Here is a 14,395-nt window from a genome sequence, read left to right on the forward strand (position 1 = left end):
CGCCAGCTGCGTTGCGGAATGCCTGGGTCGATTCCGTGATCCTGCCGCTCATCAGAGCCGGACAGGACATTGCTCGCAGGCGAAGGCTTCTACGCCAAATTAAATCTGCGCATCTCGCGATGATTCCCCAAGCTCCTCACAAGATTTGGGTCGAACGTGGATGCGCGCGCGACATCGCCGTTCCAATCGCGCAGGCACTGTCATGAATTCGCCGGGCTTCGCCAATCATGTACTTGCCTGAACCCTAGGACCTCGCGCACTTTTCGATTTGAGATTGGCCCCTCGAACACATCCATGGAGCGCGTAATTGGCGTGTCGGGGGCATGTTTCTTGAGAAACTCCGCCGTTGGCGTGTCCGCAACGATGTTGTCGTTGACGGCGTTGAAGATCTGGAATCCCAAACCGTCCTTCTCGATGCACAGATCCACGATCTGGCCGAGATCGCGCGCATCCATATAGGTCCAGCCGTCTCTCCGCCGTTTTGGCGCGTCGGCCAGGAATTCCGGGAAGCGTGCATAGTCCTGCGGTTCAACGACACCGCCGATCCTGAGTGCATAGATGTCGGCTCCGCTACGGGAGGCGAAAGAGCGTGCAATCTTCTCGCCCAACACTTTGGAAAGACCATAGCTGTCGGTCGGATCGACGTCGTAATCCTCATCCACCGGAAACGACGTGAAATCGCGTTCGCCCTCGGCAAAGCACACGCCATAGACCGTTTCGCTGGAAGCGGTGACGATCTTGCGGATGCCGAGCTTGGTGGCGGCCTCGATCACATTGTAGGTCGACTGCACATTGGCGGCGAACATGGCGTTGTCCGGTCGCAGGAATATCCGCGGGATCGCCGCGAAGTGGACCACTGCGTCGACCGGGCCGCGCCCCTTTCCGCCGAAATACTCTTTGAACCCAAAATGCAGCGTCAGCGCATTGTAGGTTTCGCCGGCGTCCGCAAGGTTGGTGATGACGGTGTCGACGCCCGGCACATCGAGCGGCGTCAAGTCGAGGTTCAGGACCTGATGCCCGCGTTTCAGCAAATAGGGTATGACATGCCGGCCGATCTTGCCGCTGCCGCCGGTGAAGACGATCCGCTTGCCCATGGTTTCCTCCCAAGGATTTATTTGATCGTGCGGCGGATCCCGTCAGCCAAGCCGGTCATCCGCTATTCGAAGACGCCGAAGCCGGGGACGGCGTGTTTGCGGACACCGTCCATGTCGAGCTCGACGCCGATGCCCGGCAAGTCGGGCACCACGATGTGGCCGTCTTCGACGATCGACCTGGCGCCGTTCGGCAGGCGGATATAACTGTCCCACGCTTCCCGCTCCTCGAGCGCGTGCCATTCCAGCACCAGGAAATTCGGAACGCTGGCGCAAACATGGCATGTCGCCATCGTGCCCAGCGGCGTCGACACCAGATGCGGCGCGAACGGCACGTAGTACATCTCGGCGAGATTCGCGATCTTGCGGCTTTCAGCCAAGCCGCCGCATTTCGGCACGTCGGGCATGATGACGTCGGCGCCGTAATTCTGGAGCAGTTCCCGAAAGCCCCAGCGCAGATAGAGATTTTCGCCAACGCAGATCGGCGTCTTGGTCCGCATGCGGATCTGCTTCAGGGCCTCGACATTTTCCGCCGGGATCGGCTCTTCCAGCCACAGAAGATTGAAGCGTTCCATCTCGGCCGCTATGCGGCTGGCGCTGAGCACGTCATAGCGTGCGTGCAGATCGATGCACAGATCGATGTCAGGGCCGACCGCATCGCGCACCGCCGCGACGCGCTCGATCATGGAGCGCAGCTCCGCGCCATTGATGGTGTGGTTCACCGCGTCGAACTTCGCCGGGTGGTGCAGATTGTCGATGTCGAATTTCAGCGCGGTGAAGCCTTCCGCCACCATGCGGCGCGCGCGCGCCGCGCATCCCTGCGGCGATCCCGATTCATCATCGCCGTCGCCGCAATCGGCATAGAGCCTTATGCGGTCGCGGAACTTGCCGCCGAACATGCGGTAGAGCGGCTGGCCGGCGGCTTTCGCCGCCACGTCCCACAAAGCCATTTCTAGCCCGGTCAGGGCGATGAGGAAGATGCCGGCCTGGGCGCCGGAAAAAACATGATCGCGGCGAATCTTGTCCCAACAATATTCGACATTGCGCGGATCCTGGCCGATGAGTTCCGACTTCAACTCCGAGATCAGCCCGACGATTGCGGCCGCACCTGCGTCGGGATTGGCTTCGCCATAGCCGGAGATGCCGGCGTCCGTATCGATACGGATCAAGGTCGCCTTGCCGTGGTACGCGACCACCGCCGTCTTGATGTCCACGATCTTCATCGAATCCTCCCCGTGATGCCGCCGCGCTTACAGACGCAGATTTCTATCTAAGCCAAACTTGTCTAATAAGCATACAAGATGAAGCGACAAGACGTAAACCCCCTTTGAGGGATTTTGCGTGAATGGCCCATCAACCATTTAATACCATTGAGTTATTTGAGAAACTCGTGGCTCCCGATCAGGAATCACAAATCGCAATAACCTACTTGTTAGACGAGTATATAAGCGTATAAATTAGGTTTCAGCAGGGCGATAGCCCACGCATGCCGTCAATCAGGAGGAACAGGATGCAACAGCGACAGCTCGGATCGTCGCCGGTCAAGGTATCGGAGATCGGCCTTGGGACTTGGGGTATGTCCGGCGCGTTTTGGGGCGCGGCCGACGATGAGGAATCGATCCGGGTGATCAGACGCGCCCTGGAGCTCGGCATCACGCTGATCGATACGGCCGAAGCCTATGGACATGGCCATGCCGAGGAGGTCGTCGGCAAGGCGCTGGCCGGCCGCCGGGGCCATGCTGTTATCGCGACCAAAGTCGCGCCCAACCATCTCGAACCCGCCGCGATTGAGGCGGCACTCGACGGTTCGTTGAAGCGCATGCAGACGGACTATGTCGACGTCTATTTCGTCCACTGGCCGAACTCGGATTTTCCGATCGGCCCGACCATGGAGATGATGGAGCGGCTGCGCTCGTCAGGGCGCATCAGGGCGGTCGGCGTTTCGAATTTCAGCACCGCCGACATGGACAGTGCGCGCCAGCATGGCGTGATCGATGTTCTCCAGCCGCCCTACAACATGCTGTGGCGCGAGGTCGAGGCTGAGACGCTGCCCTATTGCCGCAAGCACAATATCGGCGTGATGCCTTATAGCGGTCTCGCCCAGGGACTGCTTACCGGCCTGTTGTCGGCGGATACCAAATTCGTCGAGGGCGATGAGCGTCGTACCACCGTTCTTTTCCAGCCGGGCACCTACGAGCGCGCGGTGAACGCCGTCGACGCCCTCAAGCCGATCGCGGCGCGCTATGGCAGGACGGTTCCGCAGCTTGCGATCCAGTGGCTGACCAGCAGGCCGGGCGTCAGCTCGCCGCTGGTCGGCGCGCGCACCGTCAAGGAGCTGGAGGAAAATGTCGAGAGCGCCGGCTGGACGATTTCCGACGCGGACATAGCCGCCATCGACAGGATTACCGCGCCGGTGTGGGCGGAAATCAAGGACAAGGGCGACATGTTCGGTTTCCGTGCACGCCAGCGCCAGGAACAGCAAGCGAAGAGAGCTTAGTTCACTTTTCCGGATTGCTCCAAATCAAGCCGTGTCCTCCCGACACGCTGCGGTGCGGCCAGCGCAAATGCTGGCTGCGCCGCTCCTTCATCGAGGCAAGCCGACCGCGGTGGTTTTCTTGAGGTGCCGGCGCATGGCTTCTTCCGCTCGCTTTTCATCGCGCGCCACGAGCGCCTCGTAGATTGCCCTGTGCATCTCCGTCGCCGAGGGCAGCGCATGCGGCATCTGATTGCTAATGCGCCTGCTCGCCATCTGCCACCACCGGGACGAATACATGAAACGGTCGAGGATCCTGTTCTGGGCCGCCCGGCAAATCTCCATGTGGAAATCCAGGTCGAGTTTCAGATAGGCGTCCGGATTGTCCTCGCTGGCCGACATCGCCGCCAGCAAGGTGCCAAGACGCTCAAGGTTTTCCTTGGTCATATGCTTGGCCGCGATCGCGGCGATGGCCGGTTCGATGATTATCCGCGTCGCATGCGCTTCGGCCAAAATCTCGCGGCTCTGCTCGGGCGGCAGCCAGTCGATGAGCAATGGACTGAGATAGTCCCACTCTTCGGCCGGACGCACCACCACGCGCCGGCCCTGCGCGATCTCGATCATGTCGAGAGACGCCAGGATCTTCAGCGCCTCCCGCGCGACCGCGCGCGAAACCCCGAACTCCTGAAGGATCTGCTGTTCCGACGGTCCCTGGCCACCGGTGATGCCGCTGCTGGCGATTCGACGCGCGAGCACGCCGGCCACCTGCTTGGGCAAAGTTTGAAGCTTGACCTCCATGGCATCCATCATTAACATCCACTTGTCTGATAAGCTTATAGGCTGATAGCTAGATATGCAGTCAACTTATCTCATGGATGCTCACTAGCCCATAACTCGGTCTGCGGGAAGGGAGGATCGAACGGTGGAGGTCCCCGACAGTTCCATTCCTGGCTTTCCGTCGTCCGAGATCAGGATCGTTACGCTTTCGCGTTGGGACAAACGTGCCTAGTCGCCCGGCGGGCGCGCAAGCGTCGTCCGGGACATAATCCAGGCAGTATCGCTGCGGGAGGAGCAAGCCGCCGCGGACTTGCCAGAAAGGTTGAAAGTTATCGGCCGACCCCTGGATGGGCCGACCAATCAAACCAAGGAGGAGATTGTGATGTCCGCAAACCTATCGAGACGCAAATTCCTGGCCGCAAGTGCGGCAGTGACGGCCGGCTCGCTCGCCGCGCCGTGGATTGCCAGGGCAGACGCGAACGAGATCACCGCACTGCTGATAACCGGCGGCCCGCTCTATCCCAAATACTGGGAAAAGATCGTTCAGGATTTCACCGCCAAGACCGGCGTAAAGGTTCGCTACGACCTGTTGGAATTTACCCCGCTGACGGCGAAGGTGGTCACGCTGAGCGCGGCGCGATCAAGCCAATACGACGTCTACAGCACCCACACGGCGCAGATCGATTCCTACTTCAACCATTTCGCTCCGCTGAACAGCTATTTCAGCGATTCCGAACTGGCGGAATTCTATCCGGTTGCGGTCAAGTACCTGCGCGATCCCAAGACAGGTAATCTGGCGGCCATTCCGCGCAACATGGATTCGCGCGTCCAGTACTACCGCAGCGACATCTACCAGGAGAAAGGCCTGAAGCCGGCCGAGACCTGGGAGGAACTCGTCGATGTCGGGCTGAAACTGACCGGCAATGGCCATTATGGGCTGGTCGTGCCGGGGCAGGGCGACCCCGCGCAACGCACCTTCAGCGATCTGCTCTGGCAAGCCGGCGGCGATTGGGTGGACCAGGCCAACAAACCGGCTTTCAATTCCGAAGCCGGCATCAAGGCCCTGACCTTCTATCGCGATCTCATCCAGAAGCACAAAATCGTGCCGCCCGACGCGGTCGGCTATCAGTGGAACGAAAATTCGACCGAATTCTCCTCGGGCACGGTCTATGCCAATTTCGATTGGCCGGGCGCCTTCGCGACCCTGTCCAATCCGGAGACCTCGCGCGTCGTCGGCAAATGGTCGACAGCACCTTATGTCAGGGACAAGGCGGCGATCTCATGCGCCATCTCCCATGCCATGGCGCTCAACGGGCAATCCGGACGCAAGGACGCCGCCGTCGAATTCATCAAATATACGGTCGGTCCGGAAGCGCAGCGGCTGCAGTTCGATCAGTTCACCAACTTCCCCAGCAGCCAGGCGATCGCCAAGGAAGTGATATCAGCGGCTAAGGGGCCTCAGGCCGTGTGGCTGCAGCAACTCGAGACGACGATAGCCAACGGCAAGGAATGGCCGAAGCTCGCCGGCTTCTCGAAAGTCTGCACGCTGATGTTCTCGGCCATCGAACAGGCCCTGACCGACCAGGCCTCTCCCGCCGACTCGCTCAACCAGGCGGCGACCGAGGCCGAGGAGATCATGCGCCGGGCCGGAGCTTACGATTGACGATGCCGCCCGTCGCGCAGCATCAGGTGCCGGGGCGTCGGCGACGTTCGCCGCTGCCCTACACCTGGCAGAGAGGATACCTTCTGGCCAGCCCGGCGCTCCTCGTCATGCTGGCCATCCTGATCTACCCGCTTGGATACTCGTTCATCATGAGTTTCTTCCGCTGGGATCTCAGCGGCTCGGCGCCTTTCATCGGGATGGGCAATTACACCGACGAACTCTTCGGCCGCCAGTTCAACCAGGCGCTGCGAAATCAGGCCATATTCAGCATCATTTCCATCACGATCGAGGTGGTGGCTGGAATGGCGATCGCCGTGCTCGTCAACGGCAAATTGCGCGGCATGCGGCTCGCCCGCACTTTGCTTTTGGTGCCGCCGATGATCGCGCCCGCCGTGGTGGGCCTGAATTTCCGCTGGCTGTTCAACACCCAGTACGGTCTGGTCGACGCGCTGCTGCGCATGTTCAATCTGCCCGACATTCCATGGCTCAACGACCCCACCTGGGCTCTTGTCTCGGTGATCGTCGCCGATGTCTGGCAGAACACGCCGCTGATGGTGCTGCTGTTCCTCGCCGGCCTGCAGTCCTTGCCGCAGGAGCCGCTCGAAGCCGCTACGGTGGACGGCGCCACGCCATGGCAGCGCTTCTGGCACATCGTGCTGCCGCTGATGCGCCCGGTCATCATGATAGCGCTGATGCTGCGCATCATCGACACGTTCCGGACCTTCGACGTCGTGTGGCTGATGACGCAGGGCGGGCCGGGTGGCGCCACCAACCTGCTCACCGTTTACTCCTACCTGCTGGCGTTTCAGGCGGTGGATTTCGGGCACGCGGCGGCGGTCTCCTACATCGCGCTCGGGATGTCGCTGTTCGTGCTCGGGCTCCTCTACGGAGTGCCGTGGCTGATTGCGAAACGGAGAGCGATATGAGCGAAGCCGCCATCGTCACCGCACGCGCCAGGCCAAAGCGCCGACGCCGGTTCACGGCAGGGACCGCTGGTCAATACCTGGCGCTGGCCTTGACCGTCGCCTTCACCGTCTTTCCGCTTGTGTGGCTGTTCCTGACCTCGATCCGCAGTTCGGCCGACATCTTCTCCGTCCCGGTACACATTATCCCCGAGACCGCGACCCTGACACAATACGTGGCGGTTTTCGCCGAGTACGACACGATGGGTTATGTCTGGAACACCGTCATCGTCTCGATCGCGACGGTCATCCTGGTCCATCTGCTGGCCATTCCTTGCGCCTATGCGCTGTCGCGCTTCAGGATGCCTGGCGCCATGCTGATTTTCGGGCTGCTTTTGATCATGCGCATGATCCCGGTCATCGCGCTTGCCATACCGCTCTTTGCCGTATTTGCCGCCTTGGGCCTGCTCGACACCATCTGGGCGCTGATCCTGAGCCATACGGCGGCCAAACTGCCTGTCGCCATCTGGCTGCTCCTGGGCTTCATCCAGGATGTGCCGAAGGAGATCGAGGAGGCAGCCCAGTCGGACGGCGCCGGCACGGTGCGCACTTTGGTCCAGATCGTGGCGCCGCTGATTGCACCTGGCATCGGCGCGAGCGCGGTCATCACCTTCCTCTTCACCTGGAACGACCTGCTGCTCGCCTTGACGCTGACCTCGAGCAAGGCCGCGCAGACGCTGCCGGTCGGGCTCACCAACTTCGTCTCGCAGTACGGCATCGACTGGGGCGCCATGTCGGCTGCCGGCGTCCTCATGGTCATCCCGACCCTTGTGTTCGTCTGGTTTGCCCAGGGCCTGCTGGTCAAGGGCCTCACAACCGGCGCGGTTCGCGGCTGAACGGCGGACATGCGCCACAAGGAACTCGATGGCTTCGACGACGGGTTGGATACGCAACTGAATGACGATCGATGAGGTTGTCACCTCACCGTGCAATGGAGGAAACGGCATGGCAGCTGACCAGATACCGGCGATATCAGATATTTCCCGACCGCCGAGAGAATTGGTCGACGCGCTTGCGGCGATCGGCTCGGCGACACTGGCCAGCGAGCTTTACCATAAGATGGGCATTCGCGACCCGCAAATACGAGGCCCGCATCCTCTGAGACCTGGCCGCACGGCGGCGGGACCTGCTCTCACGCTCCAGTGCATGCCGAAGCGCGAGGATCTCTACAACGAGACCGAGTATGAGGAGCCGGAGCGGCAGTTGCACCGTCACGTGCTTTACCCCACGCAACCGGGCGACATGGTGGTGGTCGATGCACGCGGCGACCTCGGCAGCGGCATCTTCGGTGAGATGATGCTGACCTATTTCGCCGGGCGCGGCGGGGCCGGCGTGGTGGTCGATGGCTGCATCCGCGATTCGGCCCAGGCGGCGGCATTGGATATCGGCATCTGGGTGAGGGACGTCACGCCGAATTTCCACGCCCAGACCAACATCGTCCCCTTTGCCGTCAACGTTCCCATCGCCTGCTCTAACGTGCTTGTCATCCCTGGCGACATCATTGTCGCCGACGATGACGGCGTGGTCGTCGTGCCTATCGCCCTTGCGGCAAAATTGGTTGAACTCGCCGGCGCGCATATCGAGTGGGAAGAGTTTTCGCGCTCGCGCCTGGCGCAAGGAGGAGACCTGCGGAAATACTACCCGCTGAGTCCCGAGGGCGAGGCCGAATACCGCGCATGGCGGCATGCTCAACAGAAATGAGTGGTGCCGGACGGGAGGAAACCAGATGTCTGCAATCGAAATAGAACAGCTCGGCAAGAGCTTCGGCGCCGTGGAAGTTCTGCGCGACGTGAACATCGAAATCGCGAGCGGCGAGTTTGTGGTGCTGGTCGGTCCGTCGGGCTGCGGCAAGTCCACGCTGCTGCGCATGATAGCCGGGCTGGAAGAGCAGACGACAGGCGAGATCCGCATCGGCGGACGCGTCGTCGACGAAATGCCCGCCAAGTCGCGCGACATAGCGATGGTCTTCCAGAGTTACGCGCTCTATCCGCATATGAGCGTGGCCGACAATATGAGCTTCGCGCTTCGGCTGGCCAAGGTTCCCAGGCAAGAGATCGTCTCGAGGGTGAAGGCGGCGGCCGAAATCCTTGGTCTGCAGGATTTGCTTGGCCGCATGCCGCGGCAATTGTCCGGCGGCCAGCGCCAGCGCGTCGCCATGGGCCGCGCCATCGTGCGCGACCCCTCCGCCTTTCTGTTCGACGAGCCGCTCAGCAATCTCGACGCCAAGCTGCGCGTGAAGATGCGGGCCGAGATCAAGAAGCTTCACCAGCGGCTCGGCCGCACCAGCATCTACGTGACCCACGACCAGACCGAGGCGATGACGCTCGCCGACCGCATCGTGGTGCTGAACAAAGGCCGCATCGAACAGATCGGAACGCCCTCCGAACTATACGAGAACCCGGCCAATCTGTTCGTTGCGAGCTTCATAGGATCTCCGGAAATGAACCTGGTCAGGGGCCGCGTCGAGAGTGGCGCATTCATCGCCGAACAAGGCCTGCGCCTGCCACTGCCGAAGGAGGCAGGGATAGGGAACAGGCAAGGCGTGGTTTACGGGATTCGCCCCCAGCACATCGCTGTCGGTGGCAGTCACGCAAAGGCGAGGATCCAAGTGGTCGAGCCAACCGGGGAAGCCCAGGAAATCACCCTAACTGCTGATGGCGTCGACCTGATGGCGGAAATCCGGGAACAGCCACCATTCAAACCTGATCAAGAGGTGAACCTGGAGATCTTGGTGCACAAGGTGCATCTGTTCGACACCCAGAGCGGCACCAGGATAAACTAGGGGGCGCTTGTTCTCTCGACACTGTCCACCTTCGCCAAGGCGATGCGCCCGCTCGGCGGCTCATCCCCATCGATGAGAATGCGCTCCGCCGCTCCATCAAGATCCTCATACTGGCCGCTTCTCAGGGCCCACAGAAAGCCGCTCAGTCCAAGCGCCCCGAGGAAGAGCGCCACGGGGATGAGATAGACGAGTGTCGTCATGGGTGTTGGACCGACAGGCCGGGGCGTTCGCGCCGGTTGCGCGAAGTGTTTTCAGGCGATGAGCTTTTCGCGAAACCTTGCAGCCGCATGGCGTTTCCGATCACCAGCAGCGACGAGGCGGACATCGCAATCGCCGCGATGAGCGGCGTCACGTGCCCCGATATGGCGATCGGCACGGCGAACGCGTTGTAGACAATGGCAATGGCGATGTTCTGTCGAATGAGCCGGCCTGCCTTTCGCGAGATATCCAATGCCAAGGGCACCGCCAGTAGGCTTTCGCGCAGGAAGACGAAATCGGCGGCATTGCGACCGACATCGGCCGCGGTGGCCGGGGCCATCGAGACATGCGCCGCGCCGAGCGCCGGAGTATCGTTGAGTCCGTCGCCCACCATCAGGACCTTGTGGCCTTCCCTCGACAGCGCCTCGATCCACTCGACCTTGCCGGACGGGAGCAGGGCTGGAACGAAGTCCTCGATCCCCAAGGTCTTGGCGACGTCGCGACAGGCATTGGCGGTGTCGCCGGACAACATCTGGACCGACATTCCGGCATCCTGCAGTTGCCCGACCGCGGCCTTGGCGTCGGCGCGCGCTGCGTCTTCGAAGGCAAAGGTGGCAACGATCATCCCGTTCTTCGAAAGCACCGTCCCGCCATAGCCGCCATATTTGCCTTCGCCGCCGGTCCGCGCCTTCCATCCAGCCCATCCGCGCCGGCCGAGGCGCCAGGTGTTGCCTTCGGTGACGGCTTCCATTCCGAAGCCGGGGTGCTCGCTGACGGACTGGAGACCGGGTTGACTGGAAGAGCCCGCGAAACCGGCTATGGCCTTCGAGAATGGATGGCGCGAATGCGAGGCCATGTCGGCCGCGATCGCCAGCATGGCCGGGTCGATGGATGGCCCATTGATCAGCCTTGGCCGTCCGAGCGTGAGGGTCCCGGTCTTGTCGAACAGCACCGTATCGATCGCCGCCAGTCGTTCCATGGCCGAACCGTCCTTGACCATGACGCCGGCCTCGAAAAGACGTCGCGCCGCGACGACCTGCACGATCGGCACGGCCAGGCCGAGCGCGCATGGGCAAGTGATGATGAGAACGGCAATCGCGATCGTCATTGCCAGATGCCAGTCGCCCGAAGCGACCATCCATCCAAGGAACGTCAGCAAGGCAGCGAGATGGACCACCGGAGCGTAGAGCGCCGAGACCCGGTCGGCGATCCTGCGATACTGCGAGCGGCCGCCCTCCGCGGCTTCCATGAGCCGGACCATTTCGGCCAGGAAAGAATCCTTCGCCGCGGCCGCCGCCTGCATGGTCAGCGGGCCGGTGAGATTGAGCGTGCCTGCCTGAACCTGGCCTCCCGCTCCCACGGTCCGGGGCGTGCTTTCCCCGGATACCAGTGAACAATCGATATCCGAAATACCGCTGAGGATATTGCCGTCGACCGGAATTCGCTCGCCGGCGGCGATGTGCAGCGCCATGCCCGGTTCGATCTCGCCGACCGGCAGGTAATCGCGCACGCCATCACCGCGCAGCACGACGGCGCCGCGAGCCGCGAGCCGCGACAGGCCATTCACTGCGGTGCGCGCCCGTTCGCGCATGACGTGGTCAAGCGTGCGGCCGATCAGGAGGAAGAACAGCAGCGAAACGGAAGCATCAAAATAGGCGTGGTCGCCATGGTTGACGGTTTCGTAGAGGCTCATGGCGTAGGCAAGTGACACGCCGACCGCAATCGGGACGTCCATGTTCATGCGCCCGTGGCGCAATGCATTCCAGGCCGAGCGGAAATAGATGCCGCCGGCAAAAGCCAATGCCGGGATGGCGATCAGCGCCGAGACCCAGTGGAACAGGTCGCGGGTCGCGCCTTCGGCGCCGGACCAGACCGAGACCGACAGCAGCATGATGTTGCCGGCGGCAAAACCCGCGACCGCGACCGCCCGGATCAGCTCCGAAAGCGTCTTGTCCTTGTTGCCGGTCTCCGGATCGAAGAGATGCGCTTGGTAGCCCAGCCGCCCGAGCGTTGCGAAAAATGGCGGAGCCTCGTCGCCATGCCACTGGACCGAGACCCGTTTGGTCGACAGGTTGACGCGAGCGCTCTCGACGCGATCGAGCTTTCCCAGTGCCGTCTCGATCGTCTGGATGCAGGCCGCGCAGTGGACCGTGGGTACCGAAAGATCAGTCTGGCAAAGGTTGTCGCCGATCGATCGGCTTGCCAGCCTGATCTCCTGGCTGGACGGCAGAACCGATGTGGCGCCCGCCAGATCCAGCGTCATTTCAGCGCCAGGTGCACAACAGCTCATTTCATCGCCCCATGGGAAATCATGATCCTGCGGACGTCACGATAGGCTTTGTCCAGACCGGCATCGGCGTCGACTTCGACGATCCAGACACCATCCTTCGGCGTATGCTGCGCGGCGAAGTCCTGACCCGAGGCGAGGGTGAGCGTGATGGCCTTATCCTCCTTCTCATAGGCGGGATGGCGAAACAGCACCTTGACGCCATGCAAGGCGACCGGCTTACCTCCGGCATCGGTAAGGCTGTAGCGAACCTCGCCCGCTGCGATGGCCAGTTTGCCGGTCCAGCCGAGGGCCGCCTGCGCGCGCCCCTCCTCGGCTTTCTTGTTGAATTGCTGGCTCGCCACATAGGTGTTCTCGACCACCAGGCCGGTCCAACTCGTGCTGGCGAGCGTCGCCATGGTCAGATTGACCGCGATGACCACGCCGAAGAAGGCAAGGACGATGGCCAGCATGTGCCTGCCGGTGAATTCGCGGGACTTTTGCGCCTTGGCGGTCATCTGGCGATCTCCGGTGCGTTGAAGGTGGCGGTGTATTCGTCCGACTCGAAGCTCGCCTTGTCCTCGGCCCGGAACTTGAAGGTCTGTGCCGTGCCCTGGATCTGGCCTGCCGGCTGACGTACGAAAACCTTCAGCATCTTCAGCCGGTCGGGTTCGACCGAGATGGGAACGGAGCGGCCTGCCGGGTGATCGATGCCGACCACGCTCATCTCTGCTCCTTCCAGGCCCTGAAGGGTGACGACGATCGTCCTGGGCTCGGGGATCATGTTGAGCAGCTTGACGGTGTAGCCATTGCGGATGGAACCGTCGGAAAGAGTGACGAACTGCGGATTGCGGTCGTGCAGCACGTTCACTTCGAGCCGGTCGCGCGTCAGCAGCGAATACAGCAGCCCAAGGCCGATCAGCGACCACAGGCCCATGTAGACGTAGGTGCGCGGCCGAAAGATCTTGCGAATGTGGAAATGGGCCACCTTGTCGGAGAACAGGCCGTCAGCGGTTCGGACCAGCGACGGATTGACTGAACCCGAGCCCCCGGCGGTCGCCAGCATCATGTTGGCGTTGTAGTCGGAGAGCGTCGCGTAGGAGATCAACCCATGCTCCCTGCCGAGCTTGTCCATGACGCCGTCGCAAGCGTCGATGCAGAGCGCGCAGGTGATGCATTCGAGTTGCTGGCCGTCGCGGATGTCGATCCCCATCGGGCAAACCGCGACGCAGGCATTGCAGTCGACGCAGTCGCCGACAGGCTGCCCCGCGGCGATCACCTTCTTGGCGTGGCGCGAGCGCGGCTCCCCGCGCCAGTCATTGTAGGTGACGGTGAGGGAGTTCTCGTCGAGCATGGCCGCCTGGATGCGCGGCCACGGGCACATATAGGTGCAGACCTGCTCGCGCATCAGCCCGCCGAACGTATAGGTCGTCGCCGTCAGTACGGCGATGGTGATGTAGGCGACGGGAGCCGCCGTGCCGGTGAAGATTTCGCCGGCCAGCGTTGGCGCATCGGCGAAATAGAAGATCCAGGCGCCGCCGGTGGCCGCGCCTATGACCAGCCAGATGGCGTGTTTCGAGACCCGCAGCACGAGCTTGCGGGCGGTCCAGGGGCCGGCATCGAGCTTCATGCGAGCGTTGCGGTCGCCCTCGATGGCGCGCTCGACGACCAGAAATAGATCGACCCAAACGGTCTGCGGGCACGTATAGCCGCACCAGGCGCGCCCGACCGTCGAGGTGATCAGGAAGAGGCCGACGCCGGCCATGACCAGGAGGCCGGCCACATAGTAGAATTCCTGCGGCCATATTTCGATGAAGAAGAAGTAGAAGCGCCGGTTGGCGACATCGAGCAGCACGGCCTGGTCCGGGGCGAACGGACCGCGATCCCATCGCAACCACGGCGTCAGGTAGTAAATGCCGAGCGTGATCGCCATCACGAGCCATTTGAACCGGCGAAAGCTGCCCGATGCACGCTTGGGGAAAACCTTCTTGCGCGCAGCATACAATGGCTGGCGCACTTTGGCGGAGTTGACCGCCTCTGCTTCGAGCCGTTCTACCTGCGTATTGTCCAGCACCGGTCTCTCCCGTCATGCAGCTTGTGATTTCGCCAGGCGGTCGCCCTATCGATGCGTGGCAGCGCGAAATGCAGCGTCGACCGGACTTTGCCTCCGGTTGGATCGCGCC

General features: G+C 62.2%; 12 protein-coding genes and 1 pseudogene. 6 read left to right on the forward strand and 7 right to left on the reverse strand.

Annotated elements, in window-relative coordinates; genetic code table 11:
* Window positions 1–200 precede the first annotated feature (200 nt).
* Both D3242_RS26520 and D3242_RS26525 read right to left on the reverse strand, forming a co-directional pair.
* Window positions 201–1,094, reverse strand: coding sequence for an NAD-dependent epimerase/dehydratase family protein (locus tag D3242_RS26520; protein ID WP_064986299.1), 894 nt, complete (start codon window positions 1,092–1,094; stop codon window positions 201–203).
* A gap of 62 nt (window positions 1,095–1,156) precedes the next feature.
* Complete coding sequence (locus D3242_RS26525) at window positions 1,157–2,314, reverse strand: mandelate racemase/muconate lactonizing enzyme family protein (protein ID WP_064986301.1); 1,158 nt, start codon at window positions 2,312–2,314, stop codon at window positions 1,157–1,159.
* Between the two features lie 287 nt (window positions 2,315–2,601).
* Here D3242_RS26525 and D3242_RS26530 point away from each other — a divergent pair, with 287 nt between their 5' ends.
* Window positions 2,602–3,588, forward strand: coding sequence for an aldo/keto reductase (locus D3242_RS26530; protein WP_064986303.1), 987 nt, complete (start codon window positions 2,602–2,604; stop codon window positions 3,586–3,588).
* Window positions 3,589–3,675: 87 nt separating this feature from the next.
* On the opposite strand, the gene D3242_RS26535 is transcribed toward D3242_RS26530, so the two are convergent.
* Window positions 3,676–4,329 (reverse strand): FadR/GntR family transcriptional regulator, encoded by a 654-nt coding sequence (locus D3242_RS26535; RefSeq protein WP_196774196.1) that lies wholly within the window; start codon window positions 4,327–4,329, stop codon window positions 3,676–3,678.
* 394 nt (window positions 4,330–4,723) lie between these two features.
* Here D3242_RS26535 and D3242_RS26540 point away from each other — a divergent pair, with 394 nt between their 5' ends.
* The 5 genes from D3242_RS26540 (at window position 4,724) to D3242_RS26560 (ending at window position 9,748) form a co-directional block, all read left to right on the forward strand.
* Entirely contained in the window at window positions 4,724–6,004 is a 1,281-nt protein-coding gene (locus D3242_RS26540; RefSeq protein WP_069091367.1) for an ABC transporter substrate-binding protein, read from the forward strand.
* Window positions 6,005–6,006: 2 nt separating this feature from the next.
* Window positions 6,007–6,930: a carbohydrate ABC transporter permease gene (locus D3242_RS26545; protein WP_051726728.1), complete on the forward strand. Its 924-nt coding sequence runs from the start codon at window positions 6,007–6,009 to the stop codon at window positions 6,928–6,930.
* Entirely contained in the window at window positions 6,927–7,802 is an 876-nt protein-coding gene (locus tag D3242_RS26550; protein WP_081296246.1) for a carbohydrate ABC transporter permease, read from the forward strand. The genes D3242_RS26545 and D3242_RS26550 overlap by 4 nt, the downstream gene beginning before the upstream one ends.
* A gap of 109 nt (window positions 7,803–7,911) precedes the next feature.
* A complete protein-coding gene (locus tag D3242_RS26555) occupies window positions 7,912–8,667 on the forward strand; it encodes an RraA family protein (RefSeq protein ID WP_027047205.1) in 756 nt (251 codons plus the stop codon).
* 25 nt (window positions 8,668–8,692) lie between these two features.
* Window positions 8,693–9,748 (forward strand): ABC transporter ATP-binding protein, encoded by a 1,056-nt coding sequence (locus D3242_RS26560; protein ID WP_064986307.1) that lies wholly within the window; start codon window positions 8,693–8,695, stop codon window positions 9,746–9,748.
* Between the two features lie 59 nt (window positions 9,749–9,807).
* Here D3242_RS26560 and ccoS read toward each other — a convergent pair.
* From ccoS to ccoG, 4 genes and pseudogenes are all read right to left on the reverse strand, one after another.
* Window positions 9,808–9,948: pseudogene (ccoS, locus tag D3242_RS26565) on the reverse strand (cbb3-type cytochrome oxidase assembly protein CcoS); the annotation flags it as partial.
* On the reverse strand, window positions 9,945–12,236 hold the full coding sequence (locus D3242_RS26570; protein WP_064986309.1) for a cation-translocating P-type ATPase: 2,292 nt from the start codon (window positions 12,234–12,236) through the stop codon (window positions 9,945–9,947). The pseudogene ccoS and the gene D3242_RS26570, both read right to left, overlap by 4 nt.
* On the reverse strand, window positions 12,233–12,730 hold the full coding sequence (locus D3242_RS26575; RefSeq protein ID WP_064986310.1) for a FixH family protein: 498 nt from the start codon (window positions 12,728–12,730) through the stop codon (window positions 12,233–12,235). The genes D3242_RS26570 and D3242_RS26575 overlap by 4 nt, the downstream gene beginning before the upstream one ends.
* A complete protein-coding gene (gene ccoG / locus D3242_RS26580; RefSeq protein ID WP_064986312.1) occupies window positions 12,727–14,286 on the reverse strand; it encodes a cytochrome c oxidase accessory protein CcoG in 1,560 nt (519 codons plus the stop codon). Before ccoG ends, D3242_RS26575 begins: the two co-directional genes overlap by 4 nt.
* Window positions 14,287–14,395 lie beyond the last annotated feature (109 nt).

The sequence above is a fragment of the Mesorhizobium jarvisii genome, from assembly GCF_003601985.1.
GTDB classification, from domain to species: domain Bacteria; phylum Pseudomonadota; class Alphaproteobacteria; order Rhizobiales; family Rhizobiaceae; genus Mesorhizobium; species Mesorhizobium jarvisii.

Bases quoted from the DNA above. Each gene is read 5' to 3' on its own strand.
- D3242_RS26570 (WP_064986309.1), bottom strand. From the start codon at position 12,236: ATGAGCTGTTGTGCACCTGGCGCTGAAATGACGCTGGATCTGGCGGGC.
- D3242_RS26575 (WP_064986310.1), bottom strand. From the start codon at position 12,730: ATGACCGCCAAGGCGCAAAAGTCCCGCGAATTCACCGGCAGGCACATG.
- D3242_RS26525 (WP_064986301.1), bottom strand. From the start codon at position 2,314: ATGAAGATCGTGGACATCAAGACGGCGGTGGTCGCGTACCACGGCAAG.
- D3242_RS26530 (WP_064986303.1), top strand. From the start codon at position 2,602: ATGCAACAGCGACAGCTCGGATCGTCGCCGGTCAAGGTATCGGAGATC.
- D3242_RS26540 (WP_069091367.1), top strand. From the start codon at position 4,724: ATGTCCGCAAACCTATCGAGACGCAAATTCCTGGCCGCAAGTGCGGCA.
- D3242_RS26555 (WP_027047205.1), top strand. From the start codon at position 7,912: ATGGCAGCTGACCAGATACCGGCGATATCAGATATTTCCCGACCGCCG.
- D3242_RS26550 (WP_081296246.1), top strand. From the start codon at position 6,927: ATGAGCGAAGCCGCCATCGTCACCGCACGCGCCAGGCCAAAGCGCCGA.
- D3242_RS26520 (WP_064986299.1), bottom strand. From the start codon at position 1,094: ATGGGCAAGCGGATCGTCTTCACCGGCGGCAGCGGCAAGATCGGCCGG.
- D3242_RS26545 (WP_051726728.1), top strand. From the start codon at position 6,007: ATGCCGCCCGTCGCGCAGCATCAGGTGCCGGGGCGTCGGCGACGTTCG.
- D3242_RS26560 (WP_064986307.1), top strand. From the start codon at position 8,693: ATGTCTGCAATCGAAATAGAACAGCTCGGCAAGAGCTTCGGCGCCGTG.